The following is a 20,048-nucleotide window of genomic DNA, read 5'->3' as shown; positions in this document are numbered from 1 at the left end:
GGATTTGAACCCTCGCGCCAGTTGCCCGACCTACACCCTTAGCAGGGGCGCCTCTTCAGCCACTTGAGTACTTCTCCATAAAAATGGCTCCGCAGGCAAGATTCGAACTTGCGACCGATCGGTTAACAGCCGATAGCTCTACCACTGAGCTACTGCGGAACGTGAAGTATTCTTACGCTTAACTCGTCTTATCGACTCTTTAGATTATAATGACTCATCAATTTCTTGTCAACTACTTTCAGTCACTTTTTCAACAAGAAAAACACCTTTTATAACTACCCTTTTTCAATCACAACTTCCTTTACAAGGCGAAGTTTTCCTTTACAGCGGCCACACACATATTTCGTTGTATTGATTCTTCTTTTTCTTTCGAAGTTCAGACCGCACTCAGAACAGGCATAGTGTAACACCCGACTTCTCCTGTTCACATGTGGCAACGAAGAACAATGCCTTGGTCCCCCGACATGCTCGAGAAGTCTTTTAAAGTCCTGATCCCCATGTTTATATCCCTTTCCTTCAATATGCAAGTGATAATGACATAGCTCATGCTTTATAATTCCAATCAACTCTTCCATTCCATGCTCATCCAGATATCTTCGATTAATATCGATATCATGGCTGCCTAACATGTATCTTCCACCAGTGGTCCGTAATCTTGGATTAAAAAACGCCTTATGGCGGAACGGCTTGTTGAATGATTGGATTGAAATTCTTTCTACTAATTGCTGCAGCTCGGCATTCGTCATACAAATCCTTCTTTCTTAATTAGAACATGACAACCTATTATAGCATAAACTAGGTATCACCCTTATTGTTTCAAACTGACAAACTAATCGGAGAAAGACCGTTTTCTTTAGCGGCACTTTCAACGGGATAAGGAGGTTTACCCATGCCAAATTGGCTTGTCAATCAATTGCGGAAAGCTTATCTTGAAAAAGATCGATACCAGATCAAACTTCTTAATCAATGTTGGAATTTCTACAGAAAGAAGAACTGCTCTTAATGATGTTTTTCTATTATCAAGTAATTCCATCTTATATAAAAAAGAGCTGACCACCAGATAGCTCCCTATCATTCAGTCAGCTCCTATCCATTTCTTAATGGACCATCGTCAGTGCAACCCTGCCTTTTTGGACATCTACACTATCAACCCAAACAGTCACAACATCCCCGACTGAAACCACATCTAACGGATGCTTCACGAAACCATTTTTCAGCTTTGAGATATGGACAAGACCATCTTGTTTCACACCAATGTCAATAAAGGCACCAAAATCCACTACATTTCGAACGGTTCCTTGTAACTCCATTCCTTCAGATAGATCCTCCAGTTTTAGAACATCCTTCTTCAGTAGCGGTTTAGGAAACTCCTCCCTCGGATCTCGACCGGGTCTAATCAGTGAATCGATAATATCCCTTAATGTCAGTTTCCCAATTTCCAACTCTTCACACACTTCATCTATATTCAATTGTTCCAAAGACTGTTTGAGTTTATCTGACCCGACGTCATTTACACCCATCCCCACTTTTGAGAGGAGCTTCTTTACATCGGTATAATTCTCAGGGTGAATAGACGTCCTATCAAGGACCTCTTTCCCATCCATTATCCTCAGGAAGCCAATGCATTGTTCAAATGTTTTCGCACCCAGCCTTGGGATTTTTTTTAATTGCGCCCTGGATTGAAATTTCCCTTCTTCCTCCCGCTTTTTCACGATATTATTGGCCACTGTTTTAGAAAGCCCCGCTACATATTGCAATAAGGAAGAAGATGCAGTATTTACATTTACACCCACTTGGTTTACAGCCGTTTCCACTACAAACGTTAACGATTCGTTCAACTTCTTTTGGGAAACATCATGTTGATATTGCCCGACCCCGACTGATTTAGGGTCGATCTTCACTAATTCAGCTAACGGATCCTGTAATCTCCGGGCAATGGAGACAGCACTTCTTTCTTCCACTTGAAGGTCCGGGAACTCTTCTCTCGCAACATCTGATGCAGAATATACGCTTGCCCCCGCTTCATTGACTATTAAGTAAAAGATATTCCCGCCTACTTCTTTCAATAGATCCACCACAAATTGTTCGGTTTCTCTCGACGCGGTACCATTTCCAATTGCCACAACCTCAATTGAATATGTTGTCAAAATCGATTTAAAAGCTTCTTCCGCTTTGTTTCGTTGGGATTGAGATGTATGCGGATAGATTACGTTGATATCGAGGGTTTTCCCTGTTTCATCAATGACAGCAAGCTTACACCCAGTCCGAAATGCAGGATCGACACCCAATACCATCTTCCCTTTCATCGGTGGCTGGAGCAATAATTTACGCAAGTTTTCAGAGAAGATATGAATGGCTTGATCTTCCGCTTTGTCAGTTAACTCATTTCGGATTTCTCTTTCTACTGACGGTTGGATGAGCCTTTTATAACTATCTTCCACTGCTTCCTTCACTAGGGGCACAGAAATAGAGTGGATATTCTTAATGACCTGCTTTTCCAAATATGTTTGGATGCCTTCTGTATCGGGCTGGATGTTCACTTTTAAAATGTCTTCCTTTTCCCCTCTATTCATTGCCAGGACACGATGGGGCACAACTTTGTGAATGGGTTCCTGATAGGAGTAATACATTTCAAACACTTTTTTTTCGTCTAACTCCTCTTTCTTTACCTTTGATTCTATTAACCCTTTACGGAATGTATATTTTCGTATGTAGTCCCGGTAAGAAGCTTCATCGGATATGTATTCAGCAATGATGTCCTTGGCTCCACCCAGGGCTTCTTCCACAGAAGTCACTTCATTCTCTTCAGAGATATAGTTTGAAGCTTCACTTGTAAGGTCTCCTTTTAATGGGAAGGTCAGAATCCATTCAGCCAGGGGCTCCAAGCCTTTTTCTTTTGCTACGGTTGCTTTAGTACGCCTTTTTTGTTTATATGGACGATATAGATCTTCCACCATTTGCAGCTTATTGGCTTTTTGAATGGACCGAGCCAATTCTTCCGTTAACTTCCCCTGTTCTTCTATGAGACGGATGACTTCTTCTTTTCGCTGCTCAAGATTCAACAAGTAATTCCACTTGTCCATGATATTGCGAATCTGGACTTCATCCAGTGCACCTGTCTGCTCTTTTCGGTAACGTGCGATGAAAGGAACTGTATTCCCTTCCTCCAGAAGGGCAATGACGTTTTTTACACTCTTTATTGATAAGTTCAATTCTTTAGATACTTGTTGAAGTAATGGCTCTTGCTTCGTTAATGTTGTTGCCAATAGTATTACCTCCATTGATAGGATTCTCTTTTATTTTACCATATCTGTCTTTAGGGATTAAAACGGTGACGTAGGTTATAGATGGATCTCTTATCCAGTTGCCCGAGGGGCGTGAACTTATAAACAAAAAAACTTACCCTAAGCCTGTTAGAGTAAGTTTCCAATGATATATGTTGTATCATCTGATGTGCCGTCTACTAATGATTGGATGTCTCCTAGCGCCCCATGAAGGGTCGGATATCTTTGAAGGATATTCTTTACGCCGGATATACTCAATCCATCTGAGTGAATGAGAAATCTTGAGTTGGTATTATATTGAAAACGTTGGGTTTTATATGTTTGAGGCCGTCCGGATAGATAGCCTGTGACCGGTAAGGGATAGGTCATCTTTCCTTCGGGTGCATACATATAAAAACGGATATTACCTACACAACTATACACAAATTCTTTGGAATGGTAATATGCTTTAATGATCGCCACGGCAGCTCCACGTTTCTTCTGAAGGACATCATTGCAAAGACTCATGAGAGTCTCGACATCTTCATGATGATTTTTTTCTACAATCTCCACGACAGCATGTGACGACTCATAGGCAAATTTACCACTACCTAAACCATCGGCCAGGACACAGATGAAGTAATCGTTTGTGGAAGTATAGAAGTAACTATCACCACAAAAGGGATTCCCATTTTTCGATACTTGTTCTGCATAAAGCTCTATTTCATTTTGTTGAAGATAAGCCATTAATAATGACTCTCCGAATCGTCCATCTCTTCTTGAATGGCTTCCCTAAGCTTTTTGATCGCTCTTCTTTGCAGTCGGGAAACATGCATTTGTGAAATACCGAGCTTTTCCCCAGCTTCTTTTTGGCTTAGGTTTTCTAAATAAGTGTGTTGTATAATCGCTTTTTCCCTGTCGGAGAGGACATGAAGGACTTTCTCCAGAACGAGTCGCTGATTCACCTTCTCATAACCTTCATCCTGATCTCCTACGATATCCAGTATTGTTACCGTACTTCCTTCTGAATCAGCCTCAATTGAGTGATCCACAGATAAAGCCTGATAACTCCTACCCATTTCCATCGCTTCCAGTACCTCTTCTTCACTTACTTCCAGGTACTCAGCAATCTCATGAACCTGCGGAGAGCGTTCCAATTTATTGGTTAATTCTTCAACCGTCGATTTAATTTTCGGACCAAGTTCCTTGATTCTCCGGGGAACATGTACACTCCACGTTTTATCCCTTAGAAACCTTTTAATCTCCCCGATAATGGTTGGAATCGCGAAGGCTTCAAATGATCTGCCGAACGATTCATCATACCTTCTGATCGCTCCAAGCAGTCCGATCATCCCTACCTGGATTATATCCTCATGAAAGGATCGGCCCTTTGAATATTTCCTCGCAATGGATTCAACAAGGTTTTGATAGTGTAAAATGAGCTGACTTTGGGCGTCATCGTCCTGGGTTTCCTGGTAATCCTTGATCCATTTTAGTACCTTTTCTTTTTGAGCCTGCTGGTTAGGTTGAGATAGTTTTTTCATCCCTCTCCACCTGCTCCCCTGATAGGAATTTAGTCATAAAGACTGTCACTCCCTCCTTGTGATGCACTTTTACATCATCCATAAGGCTCTCAATAAGGTAAAGGCCTAACCCACCTTCTCTTAAGAACTCAACGGAATGATCGGCATGATAAGGACCAACAGCACTGCGAATTTCTTTGAAGTCAAAACTTTCACCGTGATCAGCCACCATCACTTCAAGGCGATCCCCATACAGCGCGAATCCGACAACGACTTCTCCGTCATTATCTTTGTACGCATGCTGGACCGCATTAGTGATCGCTTCACTTGTGGCAATCTTCAAATCCTCAATTGCATCATAGTCAAACCCCATACGACTTGCAATTCCTGAAAGCGTCAAACGAATAACCCCGACATATTCCGGCTTTGCGGGGATCTTCATCTCGATGTAATCAAAAGCTTGCATCATTCCACTCCACCTTCTACTTTGGAATTGATATTCATAATATCCCCTAAACCTGTAATATCAAACAGCCTTTGTAAACGGTCAGATAATCCGACTAAATTAAGCTGACCACCACGGGCCTTAACCGTCTTAAACAGACCAACGAACACGCCGAGTCCCGTACTATCCATGTATGATACTTCCGAAAGATCGACTGTTATATCTTTATTATCAGATTCAGCAGATGGCTGAAGTGTTTCTTTAAGCTTTGGAGCTGTATATGCATCAATTTCACCGGCTACTTTGACGAGCAGCTCGTTTTCTTTTTCTTTCATATCTATTGATAAGTTCATAAAAAGACCACCTTTTTGGCAACATTATAATACGTCCCTATTCATTTACCCTATTTCTGATAAAAATAAACACATTACGAATTTCTTTTTATGATGATCAAGGTAAAATCGTCCCTAAGCTCAAAATGCTGCAGCTTCTCAAGTTGCTTATACACATTATTGATGATCTCCTGGGTGGGAAGGTGTGTATATTGGCTGATCAACTGAACCAGATCCTCCCTCTCGATGAAACCTTCTTCCGTGCGGCATTCTGTTACTCCATCGGAAAGGAGAATGATCATATCCCCCACTTCCACACGTCTTTCATATTGTCTGTACTTTGCTTTTTTATCGACACCTAATAGAAGGCCTTTTGCATCAAGGTCTTCATATTCATTGGTTGACGCTCTATAAAAAAAGCCGGGTTCGTGCCCAGCTGATGAGTATGAAAACAGATGCTTCACAGGATTATACACTCCGTAGAACATGGTAATGAACATACTGGCGTCCACGTTTTGTTCGACTACCCTGTTCAAGCTTTCCAAAACAGCATTCGGCTCATGGCGATACTCTGGTAAACTGTCCATCGCATATTTGATCATGGACATACAAAGTGCCGCTGGTATACCCTTCCCAATCACGTCCGCAATGGCCACACTGACGCTGTCATTTTCATCCTGAACAAAATGATAATAATCACCGTTCATCTTTTTTGCCGGTACACTCACCGCTCCGATATCCAACCCTTCGACTGACGGAATGACTGTACCAAGAAGGGTTTGCTGCATATTGGAAGCTACATCTATTTCATTATTCAATTCCTGCTGTTTCGTTCTCAAGCTTTGATGTTCACGATAGGCAAAACCATACCCTATCATGACTTCCAAGAGAATATCGAAAGAATGCAGCACCTGATGCGGTATGTTTGGTTCCATCTCCAAAATGACATTCTTGTGGAGACTGATGATTTCTTCCGGTGATACGTGATGCTCAATTGATTTGCGACTGAATTTCTGTCCCAAATAAAGAGCCTTCTCATCCTGGTCGTTTAAATAGTGCTCAATAATCTCTCTATATTTTGAATCCATCAATTCTCTGAAATTCATATAACTCCCCCTAGCGGAGCCACTTGGTCGCCCTTATATCTGTCCCTTCACCCGGTACAGATTCGACGTTAAATTCGTCCATTAAACGCTTAACTCCAGGCAAACCTGCTCCTAATCCGCCTGATGTGGAATATCCATCTTCCATTACTTTTCTGATATCGGCAATACCAGGGCCTTCATCTAAGGCGATGATGCGCACGCCCTTTTTTCCGGCGTCGAATAATTTTTCAATACAAATTTGACCATAGCCGGCATATAAATAAATATTCCTTGCTAATTCGCTGATAGCCGTAGTGATACGAGCCTGGTCAACTGTGCCGAATCCGAGCTCTTTCGCTACATTCCTCCCTAACTGGCGGGCAGCAACGATGTCCCATTCATTCGTGATCTTCACGCAGGATTGGCTATCCATACCTAGTCCCCCAGTTCCAATTGTAATTTCTCCAGACCTTTTTCCAGATCCAAAGCGGTCAGAACGTCCTCTAACCTGATTCCAAGCTCGATCAACGTTATCGCTACAGCAGGCTGAATGCCTGTGATGACAACTTTTGCTCCCATCAGCCTGGACATATTGATCACATCCCCAAGCACTTTAGCGATGAACGAGTCTATAAAATCAATGGAAGTAATATCGATCACTACTCCCCTCGCACTTGTTTCGTGAATCTTCTGGAGAAGATCCTCTTGAAATTGAAGGGCTGTCTGATCATCCAGCTCCCACTGAATGGAAATCAACAAACAATCATGCAGCTTTAAAATTGGTATTCTCACTCTAATCCCTCCGCCGAAACTATTTTTCGATTTGTCATTTCAAGAGCTTTTTCTATTCCTTTTCGTAACGTACTGTTTGTGCTGAACTGATTAAGATCAATTCCCAAATTAACGATCGTCTGGGCAATCTCCGGCCTGATTCCCACCAGCATACACTTCGCCCCTACTAAACGTACGGCTTCAGCAGCCTGGATGATATGGTGGGCGACCATCGTATCCACCACCGGAACACCGGTAATATCAATCAGGACGACTTCCGCCCTGTGCTTTACCACACCGTTCAAAAGGTTTTCCATTATCAAACGGGCACGTTCAGTATCGATGGTGCCGACAAGCGGCATAATGGAAATCTTTTCAAACACCGGTATAAGTGGTGCAGATAATTCCTGTAATGCTATCTTTTGAAGAGAAACCGTTCTTTCCCATGATTCTGTGTAAGCTTTAACCACTTTGTTGTACATTGGAGTAAGCCACTGATCGAACTTCTCAACCTGTGAAGCGTGATTTTCTTCTGTGATCAGCCGATCCTCCGTCATGCCTTCGTATACCACTTTACCAAATGTCCCTAAAGCGGTTGTTACAAATGTTAATGGCCACCCTAATCTAACAACCTTTTCAGCGAAATCCTCAAGGCGGCTGTTGAATTCTTTCGAATCTCTCAAATTAGCGGCAATCATTTCAACAAACTCATGGCTTGTCTTGGTGAACACCTGATCTGAAACGACTTGAAGAAACTTCTCATCCGCTTCATTTCTCATGCGGTCCATCCAAGTACTAGTGATTTCTGATTTATTGTCCTGAATATAAGCCGTGACTTCACTAAACATTTTGTTCTCTCCATTCTATCATATGAAATTTAACCCTAGTATTTAGACCGATTGATGTAACCCAATCTTAAAGTAGTTTACAACAAAGAACGAAAATGACTTAATTACTTTAATACTAACAAATAAATATGGAAAAGAAAAAGCCTATGCCTTTTCGGGTATTTTCATTGCTTTCTTTTCCCATTATAAATTGTTTACCTGGTTTTGTCATAAAATTGTCTATATTTCCATTATCCAGATTCTTCTTTCAAGGCAGAATCAGGCTTTATTGGGTATGAAACCAAAAAAAGCAAAACAAAAAGGCTCGATGATCAAGCATTTGTTGATCAGCAAGCCTTCTGGTTTGCAGTTAAACTGTCTCTATTATATATGTGATAATGGATTCACACGAAGGACGGATATGAGTTAAAACTGGATCAGACCCACACTGATTTGCAGGGCGTCGTCCACTTTCTCCATCATCTCGTCATCCAAGTGTGTGATCTTATCGGTAAGACGTTGTTTATCAATCGTTCGAATCTGTTCAAGCAAGATAACGGAATCACGTTCAAAGCCATAACGTTTTGCATCAATTTCAACATGAGTAGGCAGTTTTGCTTTTTGAATTTGTGCGGTAATGGCAGCTACAATAATTGTGGGACTAAACCTGTTCCCTATATCGTTTTGAATAACAAGTACCGGCCGAACTCCGCCTTGTTCTGAACCTACAACAGGAGAAAGGTCTGCAAAATATACGTCACCACGCTTTACAATCAAAGGATTAACCTCCGCTTACTAAGCGTTCGACTGTATGTTCTGCCTCATATTCTGCTTGAATCGCTTCTGAAGCGATCGCGAGATTAATCTTCGCCATTTCCATATAGCCGCGTCTCATAGATTCACGTAATTGTCTCTTCTTACGCTCTCGTAAATACATTTTGGTTGCACGATAAATAAACTCATTGCGATTCACATTTTCTTGATCTGCAAAGCCGTCCAATTCTGTAACGAGCTGTTGCGGTAGACGAATTAAGATTTCTGTTGTTGCGCTGGATTCAGACACAAACTACACCTCCACCAATCACTACATACCGTTTCTGTTCATTAACATACTTATCATACCATCAAATACAGGGAATGAAAAGTTAATTTATCAATCTCTTCTATTATCCACCAGTTAAAATACTAATTATTCATCAAACGGGGAGTTATTTTCCTGTTGACTGTGCACCCCTGCCGGTAAGAGCTTATTCGACACTTCCGTCGCTTCTCCATTTCTTATATAAATGCGCGGTACTCTGGTCGAGATGATGCAAGGGATCTCATAGTTGATGGTATCAAGCTTTCGGGCGATTTCATCCATCGTTATGGCAGCTTCATCCTGCTTGCCGATCAACGTGACGCGGGTACCGATCGGCCGGGATTCAGGCAGCCGGATCATACATTGATCCATACAGATCCTTCCAACAATTGGAACTCTTTCCCCATCCACTAAAACGTCCTGACCCTGTAATTTCCGCAGCCATCCATCTGCATATCCAATCGGAATCGTCCCGATCCATTCTGATTCGGAAGCTTCATACGTAGCTCCGTAACTGACCTTCTCACCAGCTGCAAGTTCTTTGGTATGAATGAGTCGGGAATGTAGCGAAAAGACTTCCTTCAATGGAAATGGCAGTTCAGGTTTCATCTCGAGCGATGGTGTAAGACCATACATGGCAATTCCCACTCTTACAGAATTAAAAAGGGTATTCTTTTTCCTTAAAGTAGCAGCACTATTGGAAGAATGGATATAGGCTGGAAGCGATTCCAGTTGTTGTAGCATATATTCGAAGCGCCTCAACTGTTCTTCAAGATAGTCATCATTCAGTTCATCCGCCGTAGCAAAATGGGTAAAGATCCCCTGAAGCTCGAACTGTGGGTGAGAATGAATATATCCCTCGATCCCCTTTAATTCTTCCGAGGTTCGAACGCCTATCCTCCCCATACCTGTATCACATTTGATGTGAAGGCTTAGATGATCTTCTTTCGACAGCTGTCTTTCAGCTTCCACAAGCCATTCCTTATGGAAGACCGTTAAGGAAATGTCCAACTGTGAAGCAATCTTCACATCTTTGGGGCGCGTAGCCCCCAAAACAAGGATCGGAGCGGTGATGCCTCCCCTTCTCAAAGAGATCGCTTCATCCAGGAAGGCCACGGCCAACCCATGCGCCCCTGCAGCGAGTGCAGTGAGAGCTGTTTGAACATCCCCGTGCCCATAAGCATTCGCCTTTACAACGGCAAATACATTCACGTCATCCGGGATATGACCTTTAATATTTTTTACATTTTCATATAAATGATCCAAATTGATTTCAGCCCATGTATCTCGAAAAAATTGCGTCTGGGTTTCCACTCTGTTCACTTCCTCATATCGTTACACAAAACATTGTCATTCTATTCAAGAATACCATGGATTATTCATATTATCATTTATTGTGGTGAATAGATTTTGGGTTTTTCAGCAGAATGAAAGTTGAACTTGGGGTTTGATGGGGAGTATTGGAGGGGGTTATGGTTGGAGTAGGGACTTTACTCTCTATCCCTTGATTGAAAAGAGGCGGACCCGATAGGCCCGCCCCGATCATATACATCATTTCACCATTGAACCTTGCACGGATTGTGCCACCATCACCATTTCCGAAGGGGTGAGGTCATTTGATGCGAGCATATAATCCACACCATTATTCGTCCATCGGATGGTTTGATCCGTCATGGCCGCTACGGTGAAGCCAAGGTCCACCAATTCCCCCTTGAGGGATGTAGACACAGTAATCGTAGGGACGACAGTCGTCTTCTCTTGAACGATTGTAAAGGATTTTTCGCCATCATAGGTTAAAATGACGCGCTTTCCTGTATCCGTCGCCACTTCTTTTTCTTCTATTAATTCCGTACCGGTGATTTCAGACATCGGGTAAAGAACGGTGAATTCTGTATCTTCTACTGTCGCTGTCACTGGAACCTCAAGCTGGGCGCCGGTCATATTTTTCTTCATATCGAAATCTTTTTTGTCAAACGCGGCTTTCATGTCCATCTTAGAAAATTCCACTTTTACAAGCGGGTTTTGATCTGAATCCATCACATTAACAGATGCAGGCGTCAGGTCTTTTTTGTTGAAAGCAATCTCCTGTGTAGGGAGCATCTGACTGTTCTGGTAACGTGTTTTCGTTGTGAAGACATAGTGACTCTTCGTTTCTTTGAAGGTCGCATCTTTGTCTTCTAATACATCCTTGACAAGTGATTCATACAAGTATGCCTGACTGCTGTTTTCAGGCCAGTTACTTTGGAATCGGAAGCTTTTATTCAAGGCCGGTGTCAGGACGAACACTCCCTCATCATTACGCAGGATCATTTGGCTTTGATCTTTCGTAGCATTCTTAAGGGCTACACGATAATAATTAGGGTCATTATGCCATACTTCCACATCATAGGTTTGGGGTTCTTCTCCCACCTGCAGGGTCATTTTCGCATCTGCTTTGTACCCCTTCATATCTTCTACTTTTGCCTTAAGGTCCTTGGTTACATCGTCTTTCGATTTCTCTCCACAGGCAGCGAGTGCAAGCACCGCCAACATGGCCATCACTAGTATCACTAGCTTTTTCTTCATACTTTCAACCCCTTTTGTCCCAGGATAAACGTAATTGAGAGAGGGGAAGGCCACTTGTCAAAGAATGGACGATCCTTGAAAGAATGCCCGGTTCCATTCGCCAACGAACCGCGATTGTTAAACAACTGGCCTTGTCTCTCCTATTGCACTACTGAATATATGAGACAACCTGAGGGATTATGCTAGTGAAGATGACAAGCTTTAAATTTAATTACTCTTCTATGACGACCTGGGCCGCCGCAAACTCCCTGCTGTGCGTGATGGATAAATGGGCATGCGTTTTCTCGGGCTTCGAAAAATAAGGCTTGCCGTTCCCATCCTTACTGATTTCAATATCCTGAAACGAAAGCATCGTCCCGATCCCGGTTCCATTCGCTTTTGCGTACGCCTCTTTCGCTGCAAAACGACCGGCCACATATTCAATCCTGCGCACTTCACTCAACGAAAAGAACGCATCCTCTTCCCTGTCCGTCAGGATCCTCTTCACGAACTTCGGCTGCCGTTCCAGTAATTCCCGTATGCGCCCGATCTCTACAATATCCAACCCTATTCCTTTAATCATAAGCGTCTCCCCTTCTACTCTTGTCCTGTCCTGCATATTTTAATAATGAACTCCACTCGTGATTTTCATCTTTTTCTTATACTATAGTACTAACGGTTATTTTTTGAGTACCAAGCCCATTTAGGAGGATACACTATGTTTGTACGAACGGAAAGTTTTTCTCAATTTCTACGATACTATCCTATTATTTCCTTTATCGTCCTGATTCATATCGCCCTATTTGCGGTCAGTGCCCTTCCCATCTTCCCTCAATTGTGGGTGTACGAACAACTCGCTGGTGTGAATGTATTCATAAAAGAAGGCGAATGGTGGAGACTGATCACTCCGATCTTCGTTCATATGGGTTTTGCCCATCTATTATTCAACTCGTTTTCTCTCGTCCTATTCGGACCACCACTTGAGAAACACCTTGGAAAGGCAAAGTTCCTTGCCCTTTACCTAGCAAGCGGTGTGTTTGCCAATATCATCACTTATCTAATCAAGCCTCTTACCTATAGCCACGTCGGTGCTTCAGGGGCCATCTTCGGGTTATTCGGCTTTTATATTGCCATGATCGTCCTGAAAAATCATTTCATCACCAGGGAAAGCCGGCAGATCATCCTCCCCATCGTGATCATCGGGGTCGTAATGACCTTCATGCAATCAGGCATTAACATTACCGCCCATATCTTCGGGTTGATCGCAGGCTTCGTCATCGGATGGATTTCTGGGAGGAAATAAGAATAAGCAAGAAGCGGCCGGAATGAACAGGCCGCTTCTTTGTTTATATACTATGGGAAAACCAGGAGACGATCCTTTTCAGATCTTCTTTCTTAAGGTCCCTCACCTGACTCGCATAACCGGCTGCCCCTGATTTCACCGTAGTCGTGAGACTCCCCAACCCTTTCCTTTCCTGAAACCAGCTCTCTTTCGTATCAAGGGACTGAATCCGATTTTTCTTCATATACATCGTATTCTTCAATACCCCTCTATATCGTAAAGATAACTGCCCCCCATCGATTCTGAATCCGCCTGCGCGGTATTGATAGTATCCGAGCACTCCAAAAGGCAGAATCAAGAGCGCTGCCCAAAGACCATACGGCCAAAAGAAGTAGCAGGCGGCAGCAACAGGGACCAATACCCAGACCGTTTGCCTGAATACATATCTCCTCATGGCACTTACCGGCAGCCCTTTAAAATCATCTTGGATGATATATTCTGGAAACAATCCATTTAACAACTCCGGTACTTGTTCCTTTTTAATAATCGGGAATAACTTAATACTCGTACTGTCTTTCTCTAAAACAGATCCACCGGCATTTTCAATGTGCACGGTACAATACCCAATCAGCTGCCTGATCGGGTTCTCCACTATCCGGATCCCCTGCACCCTGTTTAACGGGACCGTCACCTGCTTCTTTTCAAGCAGCCCTCTTGTCATAACAATATGTTCATCCACTATTCTGATCTTAAAATCACCATAAATGATAAATGTCCAGACAATCGATAGGAACCAGGCAAGAACCAGCCCTAAAAATGCCGTCAATGCGACGATGAACACGCCACTTTTTATAAACACGGCCACTTCTTCATATACAGCCTTATAGGGAATGAGTTCATTAAATTGCGATAAAAATAACGCAACCCCTGAAATAATGACCCCTACTCCTCCCGAGGTCGCCGCAAGAACCCAGATGTCTTTTTGGCCTAGGGTGAAAAAAGGTTCATCTTCCTGAATGGCAGCCTGCTCCAGAGAAGAATCCTCCGTCACGCTCTCACCCTTCTTCTCCTGATAAATCATCTGTTCTAAATCCAGTGCTTCCTCCTTAGAAATCGCGGTCAGTTCCGCTTCCGACTCCCTGGAACTTGAAGATCCCGCTGTTTCGACCTTCACCTTTACAAGTCCAAAAGGCCGGTGCAAAATGCCTTCCGAGAAGTTCAGACTCTGGATCCGTTCAATCGGGATATACCGCTTCTTTTTCACAAATAGCCCATACTCTATCCTCAGTTCACCACTTTCAAGCCGGTAGGTAAAACGAAGCCACTTAATGATTCCGAAAACAAGAACGATGACAAGGACTAGCGCCATGGATAGAAGCGGCATATAATCCCAAAATCCATTCTTCTCTCCCCGATTGTTTATGACAAACAAAAATACGAACGGAACAATCAAATCTTTCAGTTGTTTAACAAAACTCGCCACAGCAGATATCGGGTGAAGCCTTTTATGTTCAGACATCATCTTCCGCCACCCTCGCCAGCTGCGAAATCGAATTCCTCAGTTCATCCGCTTCTTCCATGTCCAAAGCAGGGATCTCGTGGACGTTTGCTGCAGTGGAGATGGTAATCGTCGACAGCCCGTATCTTTTTAGAATCGGCCCCTGTACCGTATCAACATGCTGAACTCTCACCATCGGAACCAGCGTACGTTTCACAATCAGGATTCCCCTCTGCAGTTCAATCTCCTGTTCCCTCACTTCATACCGCCACCTTTTCCACTTGATGGTCGGAAGTAAAAACACGAACAAATATGTAAAAAGGATCACTACACCTACAGCTATTGCGGTCACCCAATGGGACCAATCAAATATATTCGTTAACACAATTGCTCCGACTGCCAAGGCAGCCACGATCAACGATTCCAGCACTCCATATATCTTCCATACTTTCAAAGCCATTGGAGATATTCTCTTTTGCGGTTCCCCTATCATTCAAATCCCCCTCTCTCTTTTACTAAATCTTACAGTAAATATACGTTTCGGAACAGAGATGGTTTCAGATTGTGGGGAGAATAAAATTTCATAACATCTACTTCACTATAAAGGAACTTTTATCGACCCATTCAATTCCTTCCTTTCCTTGCAGATCCTCTACCAGTCTGAACAGCGCATCATCCTTTTTCTTGGCTTCGATCATACAATCGATTTCATCGACTGAGCCTTTCATTCCGTGTAAGAAGTCAAGGAACATCCCGGGCTCGATGAAATCCGCATGGGCCTTGTACTCTTCCTGGGACCGGGGGCTCGATATATGCATCTTCACCGGCAAAGGCGATTGACTCCACGTCCCAACCACTCTATCCCAATCCAGCAGCCAGTCCCTTTCGTTATTGGCCAGATGGTGATGATAATCAAACACAAGAGGAATGCCGAGTTTTTCACACAAATAAAGGGCATCCGCCGCGCTGAACACCGTATCATCATTCTCAAGGATGATCATCCGCTGAAGAGAGACCGGAGTCAGCCCCCAATTATGAATAAATTGCTCTAGCGCCTTTTCCTTATCTTCATACGCTCCACCCACATGAAGGACACAGCGGTGGGTCGGATTGATCCCCATCCCCTTTAACAAAGCTTCGTGCATCTTCAACGTCTTCAGCGTATTTTTCAACACATCCACATCACTGGAATTCAGCAGAACAAAGTGATCAGGATGAAAGCCCACCCTCATGGGATGAAGCTTCAAGTATTCTTCAATCTCCTGGAGTTCTTCCTGTAACGGAGAGATAAAATCCCATCCCTTCAATTCAGGATGATTCGCAAGAGGGATCAGTTTCGAACTGAACCTGAAGAAGTGGATTTCATTCAGGACATTATGCTTTAAAAGCCTGAGGCAGTTTTGTAAATTCGACCGGGCGATCCGTTCTAATTTATGGATCGCTGCCTCTCGATCCTTTATGCCTGCGAATTGCTTATAGGTCATCGTTTGGGAGGGGGATGCATTTTGAAGGTTCATGCTCATGGCCACATAGCCGAGTTTTACGAGTGTCATGGATGTTGGACTCCTTTTTGGGTTAGTATGTGCGCTCTCTGGGGGAATTATCTTGCGGGTTTTGAATAGATGACGGATTTCGTTTCTCCTTGGGTTTTATATTGAAGGGATTTTAACATTTTATAGGCTGTATTTCTTGAGTTTAGATGGAGGAACTTTCTTAGTTCACTATTGGTTAGGTGGTTGTTTAGGAGTAAGAAGTATTCGTGGATTGCTGTGATGTGTGCTGTCTTCGAAGAGTGGCGGCACTTAGGGCAGGACCAGGATGCACTGACTCTGATCATGGGGAGGTGCTGGCAGTTTTCGCAGCGTATACCGGTGAGGATGTCGTTTTTTGTGAGGGAGTAGGCTTTTAGGATGTCAATTTCCGACTCCTCATGTTTTTTTATTATGACCCTCTTCATTTTTAGAAGTTCTTTCTCTGTCACGGTTGAGGTTGGATGTTTTTCATTTAAATCCATGATCTTATCGATGATATTTTGAGCATGGATAATCTGTTTGTACGGATCGTCCGGCGCAGGGGATACAGTGTAATTCAAGGTAGTTGACGGGTTGCTGAATACGACAAGATGTTTAATCGGTGGATGCTTCAGTTTGTGGGTACTGAACCATTTCTGGAGTAATAATTTATACCTTTGCACTTGCGAGACTGGATCGGTGAATCCTTCTGTCACTCCTTTATGAGTCCGGGTAAGCTGCTTGATGAACGGATCAATGGTTACAAGTCCCGATATGTTTTTTACTTCGATGATCAAAATATAGGATGGGGTAAGGATGAGAAAGTCCATTTGGAAATGGTTTGAGAAGATGGGGAGTCTTACATTATAAAAGATCTTGTATCTTTTATCTTTTAAAAAGGTGAGATGGTAGTAGACAGTGGATTCTCCTTTGTAACCGGCCCTTCTTTTTCGTAAATCCTTTTCTAAGAGGGGGACTTTTAGATGATGTTGGACGATCCGGCCCGATAATGCCTCTGTTTTTTCAAGAATTAGCGGGATTGTTAGCTCTTTACAGAACAATTGATCACTCTCCTTATTATTGGTTATGGGTATTTAGTTCGCGATAGGTTGGGAAATTCCTTCTTACGGATCGGGAATATTAACATATTAATATTGATTGCGTCATTTCGGGGGTTGATTGCGTCATATTCAGGATAATTGCGTCGTTTTTTTATTTATTGCGTCATTATAGATGGTAATTGCGCATTTTTACATAAATTGGAATTAAGCCAACACTCTCCGTCCACCATCTCATCTCACCTCTCACCGCAACACAACAAAAAAACACGACAACCCCTAAAGGTCATCGTGTCCTATTGATCTAATCAAGAATTGTTATAAGATTTACGTTTGCTTGAAGATTGTGGTCTGCCGCCGCCAGAACGGTTGCGGTCTCCGCCACGGCTTCCGCCTCCGCGATTTCCACCGCCGCTGCGTGAAGATCCACCGCGACTTCCGCTGCGTGCTCCACCTTTGTATCCACCACGGTTACCGCCGCCACGATTTCCACCTCTTGATGGTAGTGGACGTTCTTCCGTAATTTCTACAGGAGTCGTATCAGGCTCTTTCGTCAATACACGGATCGCTGCCGCTACTGCTTGAACAGGATCGTGATCGCCTAGGAATTCTTCTGCTAATGGATAGTAATCTTTAAGATCGCTTTCCTTCGCAGCTTCAACCAGCTTCTCTAAAGCCAGGCGTTGTTGACCTTCAAGAGCTTCGTTTAAGCTAGGTGGCTTAAGGGCCGTCATTTTCTTCTTCGTTGTTTGTTCAACAATTTTCAGGTAACCCATTTCTCTTGGTGTAACAAAAGTGATGGACATACCCTTCTTACCTGCACGACCTGTACGTCCGATACGGTGAACGTAGCTTTCAGGATCTTGAGGAATGTCAAAGTTGTAAACATGCGTTACGCCTGAGATATCTAATCCACGGGCAGCAACGTCTGTTGCGATCAAGATATCGATGCGTCCTTCTTTGAACTTCTTAAGGACCGTCATACGACGGGCTTGAGAAAGATCTCCGTGAATACCTTCTGCAAGGTAGCCGCGGATGCTAAGAGCACGCGCTAATTCGTCTACTCTTCGCTTTGTACGACCGAATACAATCGCAAGTTCTGGTGATTGTACGTCGATTAAACGGGAAAGTGTATCGAATTTTTCTTTTTCGCTGACTTTTGTGAAGTATTGTTCGATGTTTGAAACCGTTACTTCTTTTGATTTTACTTTAATTACTTCCGGCTCTGACATGAAACGGTTCGCAATGCGGCGGATCGGATCCGGCATAGTGGCAGAGAATAGAAGTGTTTGTCTTGTGCTTGGTACAGTTTCAAGGATGCTTTCGATGTCTTCGATGAAGCCCATGTTCAGCATTTCGTCTGCTTCGTCAAGCACTAATGTTTCAACGTTTTCAAGGTTGAGTGTTTTACGTTTGATATGGTCAAGAAGGCGACCTGGTGTACCGACGATGATATGAGGGTTCTTTTTCATCGCACGGATTTGACGCTGGATGTCCTGACCTCCATATACAGATAGGACGCGGGCACGCTTGTCAGCCCCGATACGGTATAATTCTTCAGAAACCTGGATCGCAAGTTCACGTGTTGGTGCAATGATAAGGGCCTGGACTTTAGGGTTCTTGACATCGATTTTCTCGATCATCGGAATACCGAATGCTGTCGTTTTCCCTGTTCCCGTTTGTGCCTGACCGATGATATCCTTACCTTCTAAACCGACTGGAATTGTACTTGCCTGAATTGGTGTTGCTTCTTCAAAGCCCATACGTTTGATTGATTTCAACGTAGATGCGCTTAAGTTTAAATCTGCAAACTTAGTCAATGTTACATTCTCCTTTAATTTACATCTTTTATAACTAATCAATATCTGATTATATTTTTAGGTCGGAACGAAATCTTACCCACCGAAAGACTTCGGTATCTAATCTAAAACCGTCTATATGAGATGTTTAGTTTTATGTTTGGTACAAAAAAATACACTCTTCAAAATAGAAGAGCTAGCACGTCCAACAAATTAAGAACTATGTTGTAGTTATGTTACCACTTCTAGAAACGAATTTCAATCTAATGTCAAATAGTCAATCTATTCAATTTGAAGGAATTGGTAGATCTTATCAAAAAGTTCGTGCTTATCTTGGCTGTGACATATCAAGTGTTTGGCTTCAGGGGAATAAAATAGGTTTTTCTTCTTTGAGGAAATAGTCTCATATATATATTTCGCAGCTTTAGGGGGGACTATTCCATCATTCTTTCCTTGGGCGATAAAGGTTGGGATGCTTACCTCCCGAAGGAGCGGACGAGCAATACGGACGACTTTCCTGAATTCGTATGTGGACAGGATCGGGGTTTGGGTCACTTTGAATTTGTACCGTTTGTACAGCTCGTTTTCCAGTATATTTCCCTGTATTCCTTCTTTAATTAAATTTCCAATATCTTTCAGTAATTGCTTGGCATTGATATAGTAGGCCGCCGCACTTAACAGGACGAGCTTATCTACATCGTATTTGACCGAAAGATACGAGGCAATCAATCCGCCCATTGAAAATCCGATTACGTACACTTCGTCACATGTGTCCAACAGGACTTTCAGCTCGGACTCAGCATGTTCGATCCATTCTATATGCTTAATCCCTTTCAGTTCGAGGGTTTCCCCATGACCAGGAAGAGTCGGCACGACGATTTTCCAATCGGTTCGATCTTGGAGGAATTCAGCCAGGGGTTCTACTTCAAACGGACTCCCTGTGAAACCATGGATTAATAAACAACCGATCATGTTATCCCTTCTTACTTATTAAAAGGTAGGGAGCGAGCCACTCTCCCAGCTTAAGCT

24 protein-coding genes and 2 tRNA genes (1 of these 26 only partly in view) are annotated in these 20,048 nt (G+C 43.0%); 3 read left to right on the top strand and 23 right to left on the bottom strand.

Features of this window, described 5'->3' with window-relative positions:
- The 3 genes from M1J35_RS04075 to M1J35_RS04065 form a co-directional block, all read right to left on the bottom strand.
- Nucleotides 1–77, bottom strand: a tRNA-Ser gene (locus tag M1J35_RS04075) (it extends 14 nt beyond the left edge of the window).
- Between the two features lie 7 nt (nt 78–84).
- Nucleotides 85–159 (bottom strand) — tRNA-Asn (locus M1J35_RS04070).
- A 116-nt stretch (nt 160–275) separates the two neighbouring features.
- A complete protein-coding gene (locus tag M1J35_RS04065) occupies nt 276–746 on the bottom strand; it encodes a SprT family protein (RefSeq protein WP_254652799.1) in 471 nt (156 codons plus the stop codon).
- Between the two features lie 143 nt (nt 747–889).
- On the opposite strand from M1J35_RS04065, the gene cmpA reads away from it, so the two are divergent.
- Nucleotides 890–1,003: a cortex morphogenetic protein CmpA gene (cmpA, locus tag M1J35_RS04060; protein WP_094075192.1), complete on the top strand. Its 114-nt coding sequence runs from the start codon at nt 890–892 to the stop codon at nt 1,001–1,003.
- A gap of 94 nt (nt 1,004–1,097) precedes the next feature.
- Here the strand turns inward: cmpA and M1J35_RS04055 are convergent, their stop codons facing one another.
- The 9 genes from M1J35_RS04055 to M1J35_RS04015 all read right to left on the bottom strand — a co-directional run bounded on the left by M1J35_RS04055 (nt 1,098) and on the right by M1J35_RS04015 (nt 8,267).
- Complete coding sequence (locus tag M1J35_RS04055) at nt 1,098–3,266, bottom strand: Tex family protein (protein ID WP_254652798.1); 2,169 nt, start codon at nt 3,264–3,266, stop codon at nt 1,098–1,100.
- A 147-nt stretch (nt 3,267–3,413) separates the two neighbouring features.
- A complete protein-coding gene (locus M1J35_RS04050; RefSeq protein ID WP_224521607.1) occupies nt 3,414–4,010 on the bottom strand; it encodes a PP2C family serine/threonine-protein phosphatase in 597 nt (198 codons plus the stop codon).
- Nucleotides 4,010–4,807 (bottom strand): RNA polymerase sigma factor SigB, encoded by a 798-nt coding sequence (gene sigB / locus M1J35_RS04045; protein WP_224521608.1) that lies wholly within the window; start codon nt 4,805–4,807, stop codon nt 4,010–4,012. Before sigB ends, M1J35_RS04050 begins: the two co-directional genes overlap by 1 nt.
- Nucleotides 4,785–5,252, bottom strand: coding sequence for an anti-sigma B factor RsbW (gene rsbW, locus M1J35_RS04040; protein WP_034763252.1), 468 nt, complete (start codon nt 5,250–5,252; stop codon nt 4,785–4,787). Before rsbW ends, sigB begins: the two co-directional genes overlap by 23 nt.
- The gene (locus M1J35_RS04035) at nt 5,252–5,584 is read right to left on the bottom strand and encodes an anti-sigma factor antagonist (protein WP_224521609.1); all 333 of its coding nucleotides are present in this window, start codon (nt 5,582–5,584) and stop codon (nt 5,252–5,254) included. The genes rsbW and M1J35_RS04035 overlap by 1 nt, the downstream gene beginning before the upstream one ends.
- A gap of 74 nt (nt 5,585–5,658) precedes the next feature.
- A complete protein-coding gene (locus M1J35_RS04030; protein ID WP_224521610.1) occupies nt 5,659–6,669 on the bottom strand; it encodes a PP2C family protein-serine/threonine phosphatase in 1,011 nt (336 codons plus the stop codon).
- 10 nt (nt 6,670–6,679) lie between these two features.
- Nucleotides 6,680–7,081, bottom strand: a complete 402-nt coding sequence (locus M1J35_RS04025) for an anti-sigma regulatory factor (RefSeq protein WP_034763056.1) — start codon at nt 7,079–7,081, stop codon at nt 6,680–6,682.
- Nucleotides 7,082–7,083: 2 nt separating this feature from the next.
- On the bottom strand, nt 7,084–7,440 hold the full coding sequence (locus M1J35_RS04020) for an STAS domain-containing protein (RefSeq protein WP_034763058.1): 357 nt from the start codon (nt 7,438–7,440) through the stop codon (nt 7,084–7,086).
- Nucleotides 7,437–8,267, bottom strand: a complete 831-nt coding sequence (locus M1J35_RS04015) for an RsbT co-antagonist protein RsbRA (RefSeq protein WP_224521611.1) — start codon at nt 8,265–8,267, stop codon at nt 7,437–7,439. The genes M1J35_RS04020 and M1J35_RS04015 overlap by 4 nt, the downstream gene beginning before the upstream one ends.
- Nucleotides 8,268–8,541: 274 nt before the next feature.
- Here M1J35_RS04015 and M1J35_RS22665 point away from each other — a divergent pair, with 274 nt between their 5' ends.
- Nucleotides 8,542–8,676, top strand: a complete 135-nt coding sequence (locus M1J35_RS22665; protein WP_256503952.1) for a hypothetical protein — start codon at nt 8,542–8,544, stop codon at nt 8,674–8,676.
- On the opposite strand, the gene ndoA is transcribed toward M1J35_RS22665, so the two are convergent.
- The 5 genes from ndoA to acpS form a co-directional block, all read right to left on the bottom strand.
- On the bottom strand, nt 8,673–9,023 hold the full coding sequence (gene ndoA / locus M1J35_RS04010; protein WP_034763063.1) for a type II toxin-antitoxin system endoribonuclease NdoA: 351 nt from the start codon (nt 9,021–9,023) through the stop codon (nt 8,673–8,675). The genes M1J35_RS22665 and ndoA overlap by 4 nt on opposite strands.
- Before the next feature lie 4 nt (nt 9,024–9,027).
- Complete coding sequence (locus M1J35_RS04005; RefSeq protein WP_032085355.1) at nt 9,028–9,309, bottom strand: CopG family ribbon-helix-helix protein; 282 nt, start codon at nt 9,307–9,309, stop codon at nt 9,028–9,030.
- Between the two features lie 126 nt (nt 9,310–9,435).
- Nucleotides 9,436–10,641 carry an alanine racemase gene (gene alr, locus M1J35_RS04000; protein WP_254652797.1) on the bottom strand — a complete coding sequence of 402 codons (1,206 nt, stop codon included), beginning with the start codon at nt 10,639–10,641 and terminating at the stop codon, nt 9,436–9,438.
- Between the two features lie 237 nt (nt 10,642–10,878).
- The gene (locus M1J35_RS03995; protein WP_254652796.1) at nt 10,879–11,892 is read right to left on the bottom strand and encodes a LolA family protein; all 1,014 of its coding nucleotides are present in this window, start codon (nt 11,890–11,892) and stop codon (nt 10,879–10,881) included.
- A gap of 211 nt (nt 11,893–12,103) precedes the next feature.
- On the bottom strand, nt 12,104–12,454 hold the full coding sequence (gene acpS / locus M1J35_RS03990; RefSeq protein WP_254652795.1) for a holo-ACP synthase: 351 nt from the start codon (nt 12,452–12,454) through the stop codon (nt 12,104–12,106).
- A gap of 135 nt (nt 12,455–12,589) precedes the next feature.
- Here acpS and M1J35_RS03985 point away from each other — a divergent pair, with 135 nt between their 5' ends.
- Nucleotides 12,590–13,174 carry a rhomboid family intramembrane serine protease gene (locus M1J35_RS03985; protein ID WP_254652794.1) on the top strand — a complete coding sequence of 195 codons (585 nt, stop codon included), beginning with the start codon at nt 12,590–12,592 and terminating at the stop codon, nt 13,172–13,174.
- A gap of 43 nt (nt 13,175–13,217) precedes the next feature.
- Here the strand turns inward: M1J35_RS03985 and M1J35_RS03980 are convergent, their stop codons facing one another.
- The 6 genes from M1J35_RS03980 to M1J35_RS03955 all read right to left on the bottom strand — a co-directional run bounded on the left by M1J35_RS03980 (nt 13,218) and on the right by M1J35_RS03955 (nt 19,991).
- The gene (locus tag M1J35_RS03980; protein WP_254652793.1) at nt 13,218–14,675 is read right to left on the bottom strand and encodes a PH domain-containing protein; all 1,458 of its coding nucleotides are present in this window, start codon (nt 14,673–14,675) and stop codon (nt 13,218–13,220) included.
- Nucleotides 14,665–15,144: a PH domain-containing protein gene (locus M1J35_RS03975; protein ID WP_254652792.1), complete on the bottom strand. Its 480-nt coding sequence runs from the start codon at nt 15,142–15,144 to the stop codon at nt 14,665–14,667. The genes M1J35_RS03980 and M1J35_RS03975 overlap by 11 nt, the downstream gene beginning before the upstream one ends.
- Nucleotides 15,145–15,241: 97 nt before the next feature.
- Nucleotides 15,242–16,204, bottom strand: coding sequence for a UV DNA damage repair endonuclease UvsE (gene uvsE / locus M1J35_RS03970; protein ID WP_254652791.1), 963 nt, complete (start codon nt 16,202–16,204; stop codon nt 15,242–15,244).
- 47 nt (nt 16,205–16,251) lie between these two features.
- Complete coding sequence (locus tag M1J35_RS03965) at nt 16,252–17,223, bottom strand: nuclease-related domain-containing protein (RefSeq protein ID WP_254652790.1); 972 nt, start codon at nt 17,221–17,223, stop codon at nt 16,252–16,254.
- A 305-nt stretch (nt 17,224–17,528) separates the two neighbouring features.
- Nucleotides 17,529–19,040 (bottom strand): degradosome RNA helicase CshA, encoded by a 1,512-nt coding sequence (locus M1J35_RS03960; protein WP_034763086.1) that lies wholly within the window; start codon nt 19,038–19,040, stop codon nt 17,529–17,531.
- Between the two features lie 261 nt (nt 19,041–19,301).
- Nucleotides 19,302–19,991, bottom strand: a complete 690-nt coding sequence (locus M1J35_RS03955; RefSeq protein WP_034763088.1) for an alpha/beta hydrolase — start codon at nt 19,989–19,991, stop codon at nt 19,302–19,304.
- Between the last annotated feature and the right edge of the window lie 57 nt (nt 19,992–20,048).

It is taken from the genome of Rossellomorea sp. KS-H15a, assembly GCF_024195245.1.
Lineage (GTDB): Bacteria > Bacillota > Bacilli > Bacillales > Bacillaceae_B > Rossellomorea > Rossellomorea vietnamensis.
Note: the sequence above shows the minus strand (reverse complement) of the source record. Positions and strands in the feature narration are given on the sequence as shown.